Genomic DNA, 15,979 nt, shown 5'->3' with positions numbered 1-15,979 from the left:
CACGCGATGGCTGCCATACCAATACGAAGCACTACCCCCTACCAGCCGCAGGCCCTGAGGAAGCGGCCCACCGTTCCGGCCATGCCATACTCCAACGCGTCGGCTGTCAACCCATGTCCGATCGACACTTCGGCCAGTGCCGGAATGCGCCTGGCCAGCGCGGGCAGATTGGCCACCGTCAGATCGTGCCCGGCATTGACCTGGAGACCGGCGGCAAATGCCGCGTCAGCGGTTTTGCCCAATTTTTCCAGTTCCTTGGCCGCCTTACCCGAATCGGAATGGTAGCTGCCATAAGGACCGGTATAGAGTTCGATACGATCGGCGCCCGTGTCGCGCGCGGCCGCCATGCCGGCGGGATCGGCATCGGAAAACAGCGAGACCCTGAAACCACCCTTCTTCAGGCGTCTGACGATCGGCGTCAGCAACGCCGCATCGGTGACGAAGTTCCAGCCATGGTCGGAGGTTGCCTGGGAGGGATCGTCGGGCACAAGCGTCACCTGTTCGGGCTGATGCTTCTCCACCAGCGCCAGGAAATCCTCGCTTGGGTATCCCTCGATGTTGAATTCCGCCCGCGGGAACTCGTCGTCGATCAGCGCCCTGATCTCGGGCAGGTCGGAATGCCTTGTGTGACGTTCGTCGGGGCGCGGATGCACGGTCAGCCCATGCGCTCCGGCGGCAAGGGCGAGGCGTCCGACAGCGATCACATTGGGCCACGGCAGGTCGCGCCGGTTGCGTAGCATGGCGATGGCGTTGAGGTTGACGGAAAGCTTGGCTGGCATGGTTTGGCGTCCGTGAAACAGGCGATCGAGGCGCGCCACCCTCATTCGTTCCGGCACGGCGCATTTGAGACGGCGCATCTATAGCGTCTTTGACGGGAACAGATAGGGCCTTTCCGGTGTTCCAGAAGACCAACATACTCCACGAAAGGGAGGCACCACCTTGAATTTCCTCCAATCCGTGCCGGCGATCCGACGCATCGAGACCAGCCGCGACGACCTCTTTGCCATCGATGTGGTCGGCCATGTCTCGGCCGCCGATGCCGAAAACCTGTTCGGCCTGCTGGAGGCGGCCTATTTGCTCCATCAGAAAATCGACGTGGCCGTGCGCATAGTCGATCATGAGGGCGTCGACTGGGCCGACATCTCAGACGAGACCATCAAGAAGGGTGCCGTCCATGCATTGGAACATATTGGCCGTTGCGCGGCGATCGGCGCCCCTGATTGGACGCCGAACGCACGACACGCCTTGCCGGCTTCCTCGCCCGTCGAATTCAGGCATTTCAAGATCGAGGACGAAGCCGCTGCCTGGGAATGGCTCGGCGCGCGGCCGACGAGTGAGGAGGCGACCGCCGCTCCAGAAAGAGGATGAAACGGTTCTCCCGGCTACCCGCCGAGCTTTCTACCTGACGATGGTCAGGCGTTCGGCGGCCCGGGTGATGGCTGTGTAAAGCCAGCGCTGGCGCGTTTCCTTGAAGGCCCAGCTCTCGTCGAACAGCACGATCTCGTTCCACTGCGAGCCCTGCGCCTTGTGCACCGTCAGCGCATAGCCATAGTCGAAATCGTCGAAGCGCTTCTTCTGCTGCCAAGGGATTTCCGCGTCCGGATCCTCGAACGCCGCCTTCAGCAACTTGATTTTCGCGACGCCGCGATCCGGATCGTCCTCCTCGGGTGAAACCAGAAGATTGATGCCGGGCTTGACCGTCTCGCGCGACGAGGTCATCACCTTCCACAGCGAGCCGTTGAGCAGACCCTTGGCGGGATCGTTGCGCAGGCACACCAGCTTGTCGCCGGCTTGCGGATAATCGGCATTGAAGCCCTTGAGCTCGCGCAGGCGCTGGTTGTAGCGCCGCCGCGTGCGGTTGGTGCCGACCAGCACCTGGTCCGCCCTCAGCACCAGTTCCTGATTGACGTCTTCCTTGCCGATCACCTTCGCGGTGCCATAGTCGCCACGCATGAATTCGCGGCCCTCGCGCACGTCGAGCGCCAGCCGCAGGATCGGATTGTCGCGCGCCTGCCGGTGGATTTCGGTCAGCAGGAAGTCCGGCTCATGGTCGGTGAAGAAGCCGCCACCCGAGATCGGCGGCAACTGACCGGGGTCGCCCAGCACCAGGATCGGCGTGCCGAAACTCATCAGGTCACGGCCAAGCTGCTCGTCGACCATCGAGCACTCGTCGATGACGACCAGTTTGGCGCGCGAGATCGGGCTCTGCCGGTTGAGTGAGAAGGTTGGCGACATCGAGGTCTTGCCGGTGACCTCGTCGGCCACCGATTCCTCGCCCTTGGGCCGGTAGATCAGCGAATGGATGGTGCGGGCGTTGACCGCGCCCTTGGAGCGCAGCACCTGGGCGGCCTTGCCGGTGAAGGCTGCGAACTGCACCTGGCCGTCGACATGTTCGGCGAAATAGCGCGCCAGCGTCGTCTTGCCGGTGCCGGCATAGCCAAACAGCCGGAACAACTGCGGCGTGCCGGTCTTCAGCCAGCGCGCGACCGCTTGCAGCGCCTCGTCTTGTTGGGGTGAAAATTCCATCTGATCGTGTGACCGGATTCGCGAGGCAAACACAAGATCGCCGCCACCACCATCGACACGCCGGTGGCGAACTTCCCTGCTGTTCAGGCTATCAGCCGCAGGCAAGAACGTAAAGGGAACGAAAATTCAGTTGGCAGCGTGCGGATCGTTCTCCAGCAGGATCGGCTTGCCGTGTGGCGTGGCGTGCGCGGCGCGCTCCCAGGCCCGCGCCATCGCATCGACGTCCGGCTTGGCAGCCAGCCCCTTGGAGGCGAGCAGCCCTTCCAGCGCCGCCAGCCAATGCTCGTAATAGTCATGGCCGTCCGCCGCGGCATCCGGCTTCTTCACCTCGGCTGACAGGGCATCCGCCCATTCGTTCCACGAAAACAGGCCCTTGTCGTGCAGTGCCACAGTCATGGCGAAGGCTTCGGCCTGCCATGGCTCGGCGAACACCGGTGCGTCGAAGCCGGCGGGCAAACTGGCGGCGGATCCCTTCGCTTCAGGCCGGCTCAAGATAGCTCTCCCAGGCGTCGATCGAGACGGTCAGTGTCGGGTCGGCGCCCTCGCCCCAGATTTCCGTGCCATCGAAAACCACGGTATAGACCCATTGCGGATTCTCGCCCTGCCCATGCGCGTTGCTGTCGGGAAAGACGAAGCCGTCGCGCACCGCCTCGATGGTGCCCAGCTTGTCGCGCGCATAGCGCGGCAGCCTGGTATGGCCGGTCGGGTTGAAGTTTTTCGTCCGCACAGAATCCCCGGCCTTGAAGCGTGGCGCTATCTCCACCGGCCGATCGCAAGGACCGCCCTTGGCCAGCACAGCGGGAACGTTTTCCGCCTTCAGCACTCTTTTGGGTGTCGCCGCCGGATCGATCGCCTCGCCCGCCCCGAGGTCGCGCTCGCTGACGAAACCATGCCGCTTGAGCAAGATCTCAAGCGCCTTGATCCATATCTGATAGTAGCTGGAGCCATAATAATCGGCCGGATGCAGCGATTCCCGTGCGTGCCGGCTCTCGTCGATGTTCCAGGCGCCCATGCCGCCGGCGCAGAGCGTCAAGCCGAGCGCCCGCCTCTCCCAGTCGGCATGGAAATACGGCTCGTCTCGTTCGGGCGCGACCGGCCCGAAACCCATCTGTCCGCCGAGATCCTGCGGCCCGTTCATGCCGGGTGACTCGCCAGAGCCGTGCCGATCATGGCATCGCGGCTCACCAGCTCGGACAGCCGCTCCTCGCTCCAGCCTTCGGTTCCCTCCGGTCGCATCGGCACGACGAGATAGCGCAGTTCCGCTGTCGAATCCCAGACGCGTATCTTCGTCCCGGCCGGCAGCACCAGCCCGAACTCCTCGAGCACGCCGCGCGGATCGATCACCGCGCGCGACCTGTAGGGCGGCGCCTTGTACCACACCGGCGGCAGGCCAAGCACCGACCACGGATAACAGGAGCACAATGTGCAGACGACGAGGTTGTGGGTATTCCCGGTGTTGAACACCGCCTGCATATGCTCGCCTTGCCGGCCGGTATAGCCCAGCGATTCGATCGCCGCCGTCGCGTCGCGCTTCAACCACGCGGCAAAAGCGGGATCGCTCCAGGCCTTGGCCACCACCCGGGCGCCGTTGCGCGGACCGATCTTCGTCTCGTAGGTATCGACAATGACGTCGATCGCAGCCGGATCGATCAGCCCCTTGCGGGTCAGGATGGTTTCCAGCGCGCGCACCCGCGCGGCAAACGGATCGAGTTCGTTGTCGTGGTCATGATCGTGGGACATGACGGCAAACTAAAGTTCCGATCCGCCGGCCGCAAGTATCACGGCTTGGGCCAGCGGAACTGGCTGCGTGGCGACCTGCTACTCGGCGGCGGTCTTCTGCGGCTCACCGGGGATGTCGTCATTGGTGCCGAACAGCGAGGGCTGGTCGCCCTCTTCGACCAGGTGCAACTCGGCCTTGCGCTTCGGCATGAGTCCGACCAGCCAGCCCGAGAAATTCTCCATGTAGACGTAGATCACCGGTGTCACGAACAGGGTCAGCGCCTGCGAGGCGAGCAGGCCGCCGACGACGGCAACGCCCAGCGGCTGGCGCAGTTCCGCGCTGGCGCCGGTGCCGAGCGCGATCGGGAACGTGCCCATCAGTGCCGCCAGCGTCGTCATCATGATCGGCCTGAACCGCATCAGGCAGGCTTTGTGGATGGAATCGGTGGCCGACATGCCCTCTCGTCGCAGTTCAAGCGCGACGTCGACCATCATGATGCCGTTCTTCTTGACGATGCCGATCAGCATCAGGATGCCGATCACCGCGATGACGGACAGATCCATGCCGGCGAAGCGCAAGGCGACAACCGCCCCGAGCACAGCCGACGGCAGGCCGGTCAGAATGGTGAGCGGGTGGATGAAGCTCTCATACAGAATGCCGAGCACGATATAGATGGTCAGGATGGCGCCGCCGACCAGCAGGCCCTGGTTGGCAAGCGAATCCTGGAAGGTCTTGGCGGTGCCGGCGAAGGTCGTGGAGATCGCCGTCGGCATGCCGATCTGCTCTTTCAGCGCGTCGATGCGTTTCACACTGTCGCCCAGCGCCACGCCCTGCGGCAGGTTGTAGGAGATCGTCACCGCCGGAAGCTGGCCGAGCTGGTTGACCGTCAAGGCTCCGGCCGTGCGGTCGACCCTGGCGAAGGCGCCGAGCGGCACCAGGCTGCCGCTCGCCGTCCGCATCTGGATGGCAAGCATCCGCTCCGGCGACCATTCGATCTTGGGATCGAGTTCGGCGATGACTTCGTAACTGTCGGCCGAGCCGAAGATCGTTGAAACCTGGTCGGTGCCGAACCCGCCATAAAGAGCCGAGCGCAGCGTGTCGGTGTCGATACCGAGTTGGGCGGCCTTGTCGCGGTCCACCACCAGCGTCGCCTGCAAGGCGTTGTTCTGCAGGTCGCTGGTGACGTCGGTGAAGGTCGTGTGGTCGGCCGCCATCGCGTCATTCAGTTTCTGCGCCCACTGATCCGTCAGGCCGGTATCGAGGCCCTGAACCACAAGCTGGTAGGCACTGGCCGACGAGCGCGAGCCGAGCCGCAGATTCTGCACCGGCTGCATGTAGGTCTCGATGCCCGCCACGCCGGCCAGTTGCTTGCGCAGATCCGCAAGCACCTTCTCGATATCGGGACGCTGGTCCTTGCCCTTGAGCTGGACGAAGAGCTGTCCCTGGTTCAGCGCATTGTTACCGCTGCCCGCCGACCACGCCACATGGTCGACATAGGGTGACTTCGAGAACACGCTGGCCACCTGCCCTTGCAGCTTGGCCATGGCGTCGAACGAAATGTCCTGGCGCGCGATGGTGGTCACCGAAATCTGGCCGATATCTTCTTGCGGGAAGAAACCCTTCGGCGAAACCTCGATCAGCCACACCGAGGCTGCCGCGGTGCCGACGAAGACGAGGAACACCAGGAAGGTGTGCCGCAGGCAGAAGCTCAGAATCCGATCGTAGCCGCGCGTGAGGAAATCGCGCTTGTGGCCAGCACCATGTGCCTCGCGGTCGGCCTTGGTCACCGACAGCAGCCGCGAGCACAACATCGGCGTCAGCGTCAGCGACACGAACATGGAGGCCAGGATGGCGACGGTCACCACGACGGCGAACTCGTTGAAGATGCGCCCGATCACGCCACCCATCAGAAGCACCGGGATGAACACCGCCACCAGCGAGATCGAGATCGAGATGATGGTGAAACCGATTTCGCGCGCGCCCTTCAGCGACGCGTCGAATGCCGACAGCCCATCCTCCTCCATGTGGCGGAAGATGTTTTCGAGCATCACGATGGCATCGTCGACGACAAGGCCGACGGCGAGCGTCAGGCCCATCAGCGATATGTTGTCGATGGAAAAGCCGAACAGGAACATCGCGCCGAGCGTGGCGATCAGCGAGATCGGCACCGCCACGGCCGGGATGATGGTCGCCGTGACGCGACGCAGGAACACGAAGATCACCATCACCACCAGCGCGATGGTCAAAAGCAGCGTGAACTGCACGTCGTCGACCGCCTGGCGGATCGAGCTCGAGCGGTCGTTGAGCAGCTTGATCTGGGCTGCGGCCGGCATCTGGTCCTGGAAGGACGGCAGCATCGCCTTGACCTTGTCGACGACGTCGACCGTGTTGGCGTCCGGCTGGCGCTGCACCGCCATGATGATCGCGCGGGTACCGTCATACCAGCTTGCGGTCGTGGTGGTCTGCACTGAATCGACGACACGGGTCACCTCGCCCAGCCGCACCGGGTGGCCGTTCTTGGTAGCGATGATGAGGTTTGAGAAACCGGCCGCGTCGGTAAGCTGCGTGTTGGCGGTGATGGTGAGCTGCTGCTTGTTGTTCTGCAGCACGCCGAGCGGCGTGTTGCTGTTGGCGGACGCGACCGCCGCCTGCAGCTGATCGATCGAGATGCCGCGCGCGGCAAGCGCGGTCGGATCGATCTGGATGCGCACCGCGTATTTCTGCTGGCCGAAGATCGAGACCTGCGCGACGCCGTCGATGGTCGACAGCGACGGCGAGATGACGTTTTCGGCGAAGGCATCGAGGTCGGTCAGCGGCACCGTGTCGCTGACCAGCGACATCAAGAGGATCGGCGCATCGGCCGGATTGACCTTGCGGTAGCTTGGCGGCGCCGTCATCTGCGGCGGTAGCGATTTCTGCGTGCGCGCGATCGCCGCCTGGACGTCGGCGGCGGCCGCGTCGATGTTGCGGTTGAGCACGAACTGGATGGCGATCGAAGTCTGGCCGAGCGAGTTGGTGGTCGAAATGGAATCGATGCCGGCGATGGTCGCGAACTGCTTGATCAGCGGCGTCGCCACCGATGTGGCCATGGTTTCCGGCGAAGCGCCGGGCAGCGAGGCCGAGACGTTGACGACCGGGAATTCGGCGCTCGGCAGTGCCGCCACCGGCAGGAATTTGTAGGCGAACAGTCCGCCCAGCACGAGGGCGAACGACATCAGAAGGGTGGCGACCGGCCTGCGGATACAGAATTCGGAGATCATTGGGCCGCCTCGCCGGCGTTGGTCGCCTCGGCAACCTTCGGCGCGGCCGCCTTGCCTTCATGCACCGCGGCGCCGTTCTTCAGCCTTGTCTGGCCCTCGGTGACGACCTTCTCGCCGCTTTTCAGCCCCTGGCTGATGGCGCTGTTTGCGCCTTCGGTCAGCGCCACCTGCACCGGCCGCATCTCGACAGTGCTGTCCGGCTTGACCACGTAGACGAACGGCCCCTTCTGGCTGGGCTGCACCGCCACGGTCGGAACCGAGGTCATCCGCGGCATGATGCCGGCGTCGAGCACGACATTCACATACTGGCCCGGCCAAAGGGAAAGATCGGCATTCGGAATACTTGCCCGCGTCGCGATCGTGCCCGATGCGGTGTCGACGCTGGAATCGACGAAATCGAGCGTGCCCTTGCCGATCGGCGTCGGGTCGCCGTTCTGGATCAACGTCACCGCGTTCTGCTGCGGATTGGCAAGCGCCTTGTGAAGCAGCGCAAGGTTGCTTTCCGGCAGATTGAAGTTGACCTGCAGCGGGTCCATTTGGGTGATGGTCACCAGTGGCGTCGCCGTGCTGCTGTTGCCGTTGCTGACGGTGACGAGGTCGCCGACGGCGACATTCACGGCACCCAGCCTGCCGGCGATCGGCGCGGTGATGGTGGCAAAGCCAAGCTGGACATTGTCGGCGTCGATCGTCGCCTTGTCGGCATCGACGGTCGCCGCCGCCGCCTTCTGCGCGGCAACGGCCTGGTCGTAGGTCTGCTGCGTACCGGCCTGCTTGGCGACAAGGTCCTTGGCGCGCTGAAGGTCGGAGTTCGAGCTGGCGAGCAGCGCCTGGTCCTTGGCAAGCGCTGCCTGGTCCTTGGCGAGTTGCGCCTTCAGCGCCCGATCGTCGAGCGAGAACAGGAGGTCGCCCGCCTTCACCATCTGCCCGTCCTTGACGTCGATCGACACGATCTGGCTGGAGACGCGCGCGTTGATGTTGACCACGGCCGGAGAGGAGACGAACCCGATGGCATAGCGGCGGATCGGGAAATCCGCGGTCGTCGCCGTCGCCGAAACGATCGAGGCCGAACGGGCACCGTTGCCGCCACCCGCCGCCTTGTCCCCCGCCGCTGGCTTTTCGGTCGCTGGCTTGTCTGTCGCGGCGACCTGCTTTGCGCCGAGGAACTGCTGAGCCTTATTCAGCGCGTCCGGCGACAGATAGAGCCAGGCCGCGCCGACACAGGCGACCGCCAGCAATGAAAGCATGACTTTTCCACGCATCGACAAAAGACCTCTCCGTCCGACACGCCATAGCCAGGTGGTCGCATTCTAGCGCAATTCCCGGCTCACTGCCGCGATTTCGCCGAATAGATAGGACGCGGGTTTGTCGGAAAAGGGCCAAAACACGGCATTACGAAGATTTAATGTGCACTGCACAATAGCTGTGCAGCCGGCTATCCTCAAAGCCGGAAGCCGGATGGGCTCCGAAAAATGGCCTCCGAGAGGGCAGCCTTATCTAGCGCAGCATCGGCCAAAGCGTCGCCGCCAGCAGCACGCCCATGGCGATGTTGAACCATTTCAACCGCACCGGGTCGGACAGGAAGCCGCGTAGTGCCGTGCCGAATCCGGCCCAGACCGAGACGCTGGGAAGATTGACCACGGTGAAGGCCACGCCGATCAGAATGACGGACAAGAATGGCCGTTCGGGATTGGTATAGACGGCCATCGCGGTGATTGCCATCACCCAAGCCTTGGGGTTGACCCACTGGAAGGCCGCGGCATCGATGAATCGCATCGGCCGCGCATCCGTCTCGCCCTTGCCGCTGAGCGAGCGCGACATGGCAATCTTCCAGGCGAGGTAGAGCAGATAGACGGCGCCGGCGATCTTAAGCCCGGTGTGCAGCGCGGGGAACGCGGTCAGCACCGCCCCAAGCCCAAAGCCGACGGCAAGCAAAAGGACGAGAAATCCGATGCTGATGCCGAGCATATGCGGGATAGTCCGCACGATGCCGAAATTCACGCCCGACGCCAGCAGCATAAAGTTGTTCGGGCCCGGCGTGACCGAGGTCACCAGGGCGTAGAGCAGCAGGGCAAGGAAGGCGTCGAGGGTCATGACGGCTCCAAAGGTCAGCAATACTGACTTAAATCGACCGGCGCCGGACGCAACGTCATTCGAGTGGTCCAATGCGCGCCGCAGTGATCCGCCTGTACGGCCAGCGGCGCGTCAGTTCCGACGGCGATACTTCAGAGCCCAGAGAAGCCAACTGAAGATGACAATGGACCCCGCGTGGAAGAAGATCAGGTCCCAGAATCTGGTTGGATTATCCGCATAGACAACCCATTCATTGCCTCGTAAGGCTGGGACTGTCATCGTCACCCAGCCGTGGGCAAGCACCCAGATCGAGTATGCGATCAGTGCGTACATCATCACATGTATCACCAGATCTTGTCGTGGGGTCATGCGCCACCAAGTCTCAGTTCGCTTTTCGGATCGCCTCGCCCGACCGTGATTGCTGAACTTTAATTTCGTATGACTGCTACATCCCCTGCGGGCCGCGGTTCATGGCTGCCACGCCGGTGCGGCAGATCTCGACCAGGCCGAGCGGCTTCATGATGGCGATGAACTGGTCGAGCTTGGAGCCCTTGCCGGTGATCTCGAAGATAAAATGCTCGGTGTTGGCGTCGATGACGCTGGCGCGGAACGCGTCGGCGAGCCTGAGCGCCTCGACCCGGGCCTCGCCGGTGCCGGCAACCTTGACCAGCGCCAGTTCCCGTTCCAGCGGCCGCTCCTGTCCGAACTCGTGCGAACGCACGGTGAGATCGACCACGCGATGCACCGGCACGATGCGCTCGAGCTGATGCTTGATCTGCTCCAGCACATGCGGCGTGCCGCGCGTTACGATGGTGATGCGCGACAGGTGTTTTTCATGCTCGGTTTCCGAGACCGTCAGGCTCTCGATGTTGTAGCCACGGCCGGAAAACAGGCCGATGACCCGGGCAAGCACGCCCGGTTCGTTGTCGACCAGCACGGAAAGCGTGTGGTTTTCCGGCCTCTCGGTCTCCTTGGCGATAAAGTAGGCGGAGCCGGTGGGTTGAAGGTGCTGTGCGTTCATGACATGAATCTCAAGTTCTTGATCTAACTATCTGTTTCCGCACGGCTTATCTTGACAAGCCCTGCCCCGGTTCGTCGTCTACACCAGTTCCCTGCCCTTGGCGTCGATTGCATTGGCCACTACCTCGTCGGTGGCCTCGTCCGGCAACAGCATCTCGTTATGCGCCTTGCCAGACGGGATCATCGGGAAGCAGTTGGCGAGCGTCGCCACGCGGCAGTCGAACAGCACCGGTTTCCTGACCGAGATCATCTCCTTGATCGCGTCGTCCAGTTCGTCTGGCTTGTCGCAGCGAATGCCGTGGCCGCCATAGGCCTCGGCCAGCTTGACGAAGTCGGGCATCGCTTCGGTGTAGGAATGCGACAACCGGTTGCCGTGCAGCAGCTGCTGCCACTGGCGCACCATGCCCATATACTGGTTGTTGAGGATGAAGATCTTGATCGGCGCGTCGTGCTGCACGGCGGCGCTCATCTCCTGCATGGTCATCTGCACCGAAGCATCGCCGGCAATGTCCACGACCAGCGCGTCGGGATGCGCGATCTGCACGCCGAGCGCGGCCGGCAGCCCGTAGCCCATCGTGCCCAGCCCGCCCGAGGTCATCCAGCGGTTCGGCTTCTCGAAATGATAATGCTGCGCCGCCCACATCTGGTGTTGGCCGACCTCGGTGGTGATGTAAGTGTCCATGTCCTTGGTCAGCTCGTACAGCCGCTGGATGGCGTATTGCGGCATGATCACGTCGTTGTTCATCTTGAAGGCGAGTGAATCGCGCCCGCGCCATTTGGCGATCTGCTCCCACCAGGGGTAGAGCGCCTTCTTGTCGGCCCTGGCGGTTGCCCGCCACAGCCGCACCATGTCTTCCAGCACCCGCCCGACATCGCCGATGATGGGCACTTCGGTGTGGACGTTCTTGTTGATCGAGGACGGATCGATATCGATGTGGATCTTGCGCGAGTTCGGCGAGAACGCATTCAGCCTGCCGGTGATACGGTCGTCGAAGCGCGCGCCGATGCAGAGCATGACGTCGCAGTCATGCATGGCCATGTTGGCTTCGTAGGTGCCGTGCATGCCGAGCATGCCGAGCCAGTTCTTGCCCGACGCCGGGTAGGCGCCGAGCCCCATCAGCGTCGAGGTGATCGGGAAACCGGTGAGATCGACCAGTTCGCGCAAGAGATGGCTCGCTTCCGGGCCGGAATTGATGACACCGCCGCCAGAATAGATCACCGGTTTCCTGGCGCCGGCCATCAGTTCGACCGCCGCCTTGATCTTCTCCAGGTCGCCCTGGACCTTGGGCTGGTAGCTGGTGCGCGGCGCGATCTGCGGCGGCACATAAAAGCCCTTGGCGAACTGCACGTCCTTCGGGATGTCGACCACGACCGGACCGGGACGGCCGGTCGTCGCGACATGGAAGGCCTCGTGGATGGTCGCGGCGAGTTCGTTGACGTCCTTCACCAGCCAGTTGTGCTTGGTGCAGGGCCGCGTAATGCCGACCGTGTCGCATTCCTGGAACGCGTCGGAGCCGATGAGCGAGGTCGGCACCTGACCGGTCAGGCAGACCAGCGGGATCGAATCCATCAGCGCATCCTGCAGCGGCGTCACCGCATTGGTGGCTCCGGGACCCGATGTCACCAGCATGACGCCGGCCTTGCCGGTCGACCGCGCATATCCCTCTGCCGCATGGCCGGCGCCCTGCTCGTGCCGCACGAGGATGTGCTCGACCTCGTCCTGCTGGAAGATCTCGTCATAGATCGGGAGAACGGCGCCGCCGGGATAACCGAAGACATGCTTGACGCCATTGTCCTTCAGCGCCTGCACCACCATTTCGGCGCCGGTCATTTCCCTACCTGCCATCTCGCGCCGCTCGTTCTGTCCATTGCTCATCGGTCTGGTCCCGTACTGTCCGCCATTGGGCGTTGCTGGTCGTTTAGTCGTGTTTCAGGCAATAAAAAAGGCCCCCGAGGGAGCCTGTGTCTGCGCATGGGGGGGTTTCGCCCGGCGGTTACACCGCCTTGCCCACGCGCCTTCCTACGAGAATGAGTGCCGTTTTCATGGTGGCGGACCATAAAGGCGAAGTCGCGGGGTCGTCAATGGGGTACCGCACGAATTCACTCAGCCGTGAGATCGGCTCCGCCGCGCGCTACCATAGTACAGTTGAGCCCATCCCATCGACGCACCACTATGCCGGGCTGACGACGTGCCTGGGAGGAGACGCGTTGCCGGCGAATGGGAGTCCCATCCCCAGGCAGGGAGGTCCTGGCCGGCCGCTTGCTGTTCCAGTGGAAGCCTGAACAGGCGTTCTTGGAAACCGACAACCGGAGGAGAAACCATGCTCGAGAGAACACCCACCACGAAGGCGCAGGCCCTGCTCGACAAGCTTGGCAAGGCGCTGGAGACCGGCGACATCGACGCGGCGGTCAACTGTTTCCAGGCGGATTGCTACTGGCGCGACCTCGTCACCTTCACCTGGAATCTCAGGACGATGGAGGGCCAGGAGCAGGTCCGCGACATGCTGAAAGCGACGCTGGCTGGAACCCGGCCGAGCGACTGGAGGGTGGCCGAAGGCGAGGAGGCGACCGAAGCGGACGGCGTCACCACCGCCTGGATCACCTTCGAGACCGAGGTGGCGCGCGGCTTCGGCCTGGTGCGGTTCAAGGGCGACCTGATCTGGACCTTGCTCACCACCATGGCCGAACTCAAGGGCCATGAGGAGAAGGCCGGTTTCAATCGGCCGCTCGGCGCCAAGCACGGTCACGGCAAGGACAGGAAATCCTGGCGCGAGGAGCGTGATGACGAGATCGCCGAACTCGGCCGCGGCAAACAGCCTTATGTCGTGATCATCGGCGGTGGCCAGGGCGGCATTGCGCTCGGCGCGCGCCTGCGCCAGCTCGGCGTATCGGCCATCATCATTGAGAAGAACGAGCGTCCCGGCGATTCCTGGCGCAAGCGCTACAAGTCGCTCTGCCTGCACGATCCGGTCTGGTACGACCATCTGCCCTATATCGACTTCCCCAAGAACTGGCCGGTCTTCGCCCCGAAGGACAAGATCGGCGACTGGCTGGAGATGTACACGAAGGTGATGGAGCTGAATTACTGGTCCTCCACCTCGGCTAAATCCGCGAAATACGACGACAAGACCAAGGAATGGACCGTCGTGGTCGAACGCGACGGCGAAGAGATCGTCCTCAAGCCCAAGCAGTTGGTGCTGGCCACCGGCATGTCCGGCAAGGCGAACTGGCCGAAATACAAGGGCCAGGACATCTTCAAGGGCGAGCAGCAGCATTCCTCGACCCATCCCGGCCCCGACAAATATCGCGGCAAGAAGGTCGTGGTCATCGGCTCCAACAACTCCGCCCACGACATCTGCGCGGCTCTCTGGGAGGGTGGCGCGGACGTCACCATGGTGCAGCGCTCCTCCACCCATATTGTCAAGTCCGACACGTTGATGGATATCGGGCTCAGCGCACTCTATTCCGAGCAGGCGGTGGAGAGCGGCATGACGACGCGCAAGGCCGACCTGATCTTCGCCTCCCTGCCCTATCGCATCCTGCACGAGTTCCAGATCCCGCTTTACCAGCAGATGAAGGAACGCGACGCGAAGTTCTACGCGGACCTGGAAAAGGCCGGCTTCCTGCTCGACTGGGGCGATGACGGCTCAGGCCTGTTCATGAAATATCTGCGCCGGGGTTCGGGTTACTACATCGATGTCGGCGCCTGCGACCTGGTCATAGACGGCTCGATCAAGCTCAAGAGCGGACCAGGTGCGGCGGTGCGGGAATTGACGCAAACCGGCGTCAAATTCGCCGATGGCACCGAATTGCCGGCCGATCTCGTGATCTACGCCACAGGCTACGGCTCGATGAACGGATGGGCGGCGGACCTCATCTCGCAGGAGGTGGCCGACAAGGTCGGCAAGGTCTGGGGCCTTGGCTCCAACACCGCCAAGGATCCCGGCCCTTGGGAAGGCGAGCAGCGCAACATGTGGAAGCCGACCCAGCAGGAGGCGCTGTGGTTCCATGGCGGCAACCTCCATCAGTCACGCCACTATTCGCAATATCTGGCGCTGCAGCTCAAAGCCCGGCAGGTTGGCTTGCCAACACCTGTCTATGGATTGCAGCAGGTCCATCACAAGGGATAGGTCGCTTCTCCCGCATCGACACGGTGAACCTGTCCCGCGTCGGCGACGTCGAACAAGGCGGCAGCGGCGAGTTCGCCGCTGGGGCTGGTCGGCGATGGCGTGAAAACGCCCTCGTCAGCCAAACGCTCGCGGCAGGGCCGGTATGCCGCCACCGCGCTTTCGCCGTCGAAGCAGAAGCACATGGCTGTCTCCTCCTGATCATTGGTCTCGTCAGGGGCGATTGGCGAAGTCGTGCACGACGCGCTGCAGCAACGGCACATAGTCGCGAAACGCCCGCGTCCGCATATTGGCGACCTTGCCGCCCTCGTCCCAGATGCGAACCCGCACCGCTTCCTCATGGAACGGGTTCTCGCGGAACGCAGCCACCTCGTCGGCACTCATCGGTCCGCCCTGCAGCGACAAGGTATGAACCGAAGCCGGCGACAGCCTGGAGAAATAGGTCGGGTCGGCGGCGCAGAGATAGCGCTTGGCGGCAACGTGCAGCCGGACGCACTCGACGATGACAGGCGGGAAGAACGGCGCCAGCACTTCGCCGCCGGCCTCGTCATGGTGCTTGTCCTCGACATCGTCAGGCGAATAGGTGCCGAACTCGCTGGTGTAGTGGCCGATGTCGTGCAGCAGCGCGGCGGCGACCAGCACGTCTGGGGCTCCATCCTGTTCCGCCAGCCAAGCCCCTTGCAGCATATGCTCGGACATCGTCACCGGCTCGCCGAGATAGGATTCGGCGCCCCGGCGCTCAAAAATGTCGGCGATGAATTCGACGATGGTGTCCGCGTTCAGATCCTGGCCGATCATTCCGCGGCCTCCTTGAAGCCGTGTTCGATCGCCGCCAGCGTCGACAACAGGCCGTCCTTGTCGGCGTAGCATCCCTGCAGCCAGCGCTTGCCGGTGCCGGAAAACGCCTTGCGGGCATGCATGACGCGGGTGTTGTCGACGATGAAGGCCTGGCCGGGCTCAAGCTTGAAGGTGACTTCGAAGGATGGATCCTCGATCAGCTCGGCGAAGCGGCGGTAGGCGGCGTAATAGGCGCCCATCTCGGCGAACGGCACGTCGACGGTCGGCGCCAGCGAACGGTTGTTGAAGCGGATGCAGATCAGTTCGCCGTCGGGTCCAAGCTCGATCATCGGGCGCTTCGCCTGCAGCCGCACGCCGGACGACCCTGCATAGTCGAACCGCGCCGCATGGGAGCTCAACAGCCGAAAACCTTCGGGATTTTCCGTTTGAAGAGCGGCCGCGCCCGCCAACCCCGCGAC

15 protein-coding genes are annotated in these 15,979 nt (G+C 63.4%); 2 read left to right on the top strand and 13 right to left on the bottom strand.

Translation table 11 applies throughout. From position 1 onward, the window contains the following. Positions 1 to 38: 38 nt before the first annotated feature. Complete coding sequence (locus LB555_RS28580) at positions 39 to 779, bottom strand: pyridoxine 5'-phosphate synthase (protein WP_224684315.1); 741 nt, start codon at positions 777 to 779, stop codon at positions 39 to 41. Positions 780 to 939: 160 nt separating this feature from the next. On the opposite strand from LB555_RS28580, the gene LB555_RS28575 reads away from it, so the two are divergent. Next, positions 940 to 1,368 carry an STAS/SEC14 domain-containing protein gene (locus tag LB555_RS28575; RefSeq protein ID WP_015317301.1) on the top strand — a complete coding sequence of 143 codons (429 nt, stop codon included), beginning with the start codon at positions 940 to 942 and terminating at the stop codon, positions 1,366 to 1,368. 30 nt (positions 1,369 to 1,398) lie between these two features. On the opposite strand, the gene LB555_RS28570 is transcribed toward LB555_RS28575, so the two are convergent. From LB555_RS28570 to LB555_RS28530, 9 genes are all read right to left on the bottom strand, one after another. Further along, a complete protein-coding gene (locus LB555_RS28570; RefSeq protein WP_140714693.1) occupies positions 1,399 to 2,526 on the bottom strand; it encodes an ATP-dependent RecD-like DNA helicase in 1,128 nt (375 codons plus the stop codon). Positions 2,527 to 2,652: 126 nt separating this feature from the next. Continuing rightward, entirely contained in the window at positions 2,653 to 3,018 is a 366-nt protein-coding gene (locus LB555_RS28565) for a nitrile hydratase accessory protein (RefSeq protein WP_015317299.1), read from the bottom strand. After that, positions 3,005 to 3,664 (bottom strand): nitrile hydratase subunit beta, encoded by a 660-nt coding sequence (gene nthB, locus LB555_RS28560; RefSeq protein WP_224684314.1) that lies wholly within the window; start codon positions 3,662 to 3,664, stop codon positions 3,005 to 3,007. The genes LB555_RS28565 and nthB overlap by 14 nt, the downstream gene beginning before the upstream one ends. Beyond that, a complete protein-coding gene (gene nthA, locus LB555_RS28555; protein WP_224684313.1) occupies positions 3,661 to 4,266 on the bottom strand; it encodes a nitrile hydratase subunit alpha in 606 nt (201 codons plus the stop codon). Before nthA ends, nthB begins: the two co-directional genes overlap by 4 nt. A 78-nt stretch (positions 4,267 to 4,344) precedes the next feature. Further along, positions 4,345 to 7,506, bottom strand: coding sequence for an efflux RND transporter permease subunit (locus tag LB555_RS28550; protein ID WP_140660968.1), 3,162 nt, complete (start codon positions 7,504 to 7,506; stop codon positions 4,345 to 4,347). Next, complete coding sequence (locus LB555_RS28545) at positions 7,503 to 8,765, bottom strand: efflux RND transporter periplasmic adaptor subunit (protein ID WP_140615751.1); 1,263 nt, start codon at positions 8,763 to 8,765, stop codon at positions 7,503 to 7,505. The genes LB555_RS28550 and LB555_RS28545 overlap by 4 nt, the downstream gene beginning before the upstream one ends. 235 nt (positions 8,766 to 9,000) lie before the next feature. Beyond that, positions 9,001 to 9,597: a LysE family translocator gene (locus LB555_RS28540; RefSeq protein ID WP_015317294.1), complete on the bottom strand. Its 597-nt coding sequence runs from the start codon at positions 9,595 to 9,597 to the stop codon at positions 9,001 to 9,003. A 424-nt stretch (positions 9,598 to 10,021) separates the two neighbouring features. After that, positions 10,022 to 10,597 carry an acetolactate synthase small subunit gene (gene ilvN / locus LB555_RS28535; RefSeq protein ID WP_013894763.1) on the bottom strand — a complete coding sequence of 192 codons (576 nt, stop codon included), beginning with the start codon at positions 10,595 to 10,597 and terminating at the stop codon, positions 10,022 to 10,024. A gap of 78 nt (positions 10,598 to 10,675) precedes the next feature. After that, positions 10,676 to 12,472, bottom strand: coding sequence for an acetolactate synthase 3 large subunit (locus LB555_RS28530; RefSeq protein WP_140822173.1), 1,797 nt, complete (start codon positions 12,470 to 12,472; stop codon positions 10,676 to 10,678). A 445-nt stretch (positions 12,473 to 12,917) separates the two neighbouring features. Between LB555_RS28530 and LB555_RS28525 the strand changes: the two genes are divergently transcribed. Then, positions 12,918 to 14,726 (top strand): NAD(P)/FAD-dependent oxidoreductase, encoded by a 1,809-nt coding sequence (locus LB555_RS28525; RefSeq protein ID WP_224684312.1) that lies wholly within the window; start codon positions 12,918 to 12,920, stop codon positions 14,724 to 14,726. Here the strand turns inward: LB555_RS28525 and LB555_RS28520 are convergent. The 3 genes from LB555_RS28520 to LB555_RS28510 all read right to left on the bottom strand — a co-directional run. Beyond that, entirely contained in the window at positions 14,714 to 14,908 is a 195-nt protein-coding gene (locus LB555_RS28520; RefSeq protein ID WP_140724120.1) for a hypothetical protein, read from the bottom strand. The genes LB555_RS28525 and LB555_RS28520 overlap by 13 nt on opposite strands. 28 nt (positions 14,909 to 14,936) lie before the next feature. Beyond that, positions 14,937 to 15,521 (bottom strand): HD domain-containing protein, encoded by a 585-nt coding sequence (locus tag LB555_RS28515; RefSeq protein WP_015317289.1) that lies wholly within the window; start codon positions 15,519 to 15,521, stop codon positions 14,937 to 14,939. Continuing rightward, the coding region (locus LB555_RS28510; RefSeq protein ID WP_224684311.1) for a TauD/TfdA family dioxygenase at positions 15,518 to 15,979 on the bottom strand (462 nt) is incomplete at its 5' end. The genes LB555_RS28515 and LB555_RS28510, both read right to left, overlap by 4 nt.

The sequence above is a fragment of the Mesorhizobium sp. BR-1-1-10 genome (assembly GCF_020165595.1).
GTDB classification, from domain to species: Bacteria; Pseudomonadota; Alphaproteobacteria; order Rhizobiales; family Rhizobiaceae; genus Mesorhizobium; species Mesorhizobium australicum.
This window is presented reverse-complemented; position numbering and strand designations above follow the sequence as displayed.

Coding starts and splice junctions, on each gene's coding strand:
- LB555_RS28530 (WP_140822173.1), bottom strand. CDS start 12,472: ATGAGCAATGGACAGAACGAGCGGCGCGAGATGGCAGGTAGGGAAATG.
- nthA (WP_224684313.1), bottom strand. CDS start 4,266: ATGTCCCACGATCATGACCACGACAACGAACTCGATCCGTTTGCCGCG.
- LB555_RS28580 (WP_224684315.1), bottom strand. CDS start 779: ATGCCAGCCAAGCTTTCCGTCAACCTCAACGCCATCGCCATGCTACGC.
- LB555_RS28525 (WP_224684312.1), top strand. CDS start 12,918: ATGCTCGAGAGAACACCCACCACGAAGGCGCAGGCCCTGCTCGACAAG.
- LB555_RS28520 (WP_140724120.1), bottom strand. CDS start 14,908: ATGTGCTTCTGCTTCGACGGCGAAAGCGCGGTGGCGGCATACCGGCCC.
- ilvN (WP_013894763.1), bottom strand. CDS start 10,597: ATGAACGCACAGCACCTTCAACCCACCGGCTCCGCCTACTTTATCGCC.
- LB555_RS28550 (WP_140660968.1), bottom strand. CDS start 7,506: ATGATCTCCGAATTCTGTATCCGCAGGCCGGTCGCCACCCTTCTGATG.
- LB555_RS28570 (WP_140714693.1), bottom strand. CDS start 2,526: ATGGAATTTTCACCCCAACAAGACGAGGCGCTGCAAGCGGTCGCGCGC.
- LB555_RS28540 (WP_015317294.1), bottom strand. CDS start 9,597: ATGACCCTCGACGCCTTCCTTGCCCTGCTGCTCTACGCCCTGGTGACC.
- LB555_RS28515 (WP_015317289.1), bottom strand. CDS start 15,521: ATGATCGGCCAGGATCTGAACGCGGACACCATCGTCGAATTCATCGCC.
- LB555_RS28545 (WP_140615751.1), bottom strand. CDS start 8,765: ATGCGTGGAAAAGTCATGCTTTCATTGCTGGCGGTCGCCTGTGTCGGC.
- nthB (WP_224684314.1), bottom strand. CDS start 3,664: ATGAACGGGCCGCAGGATCTCGGCGGACAGATGGGTTTCGGGCCGGTC.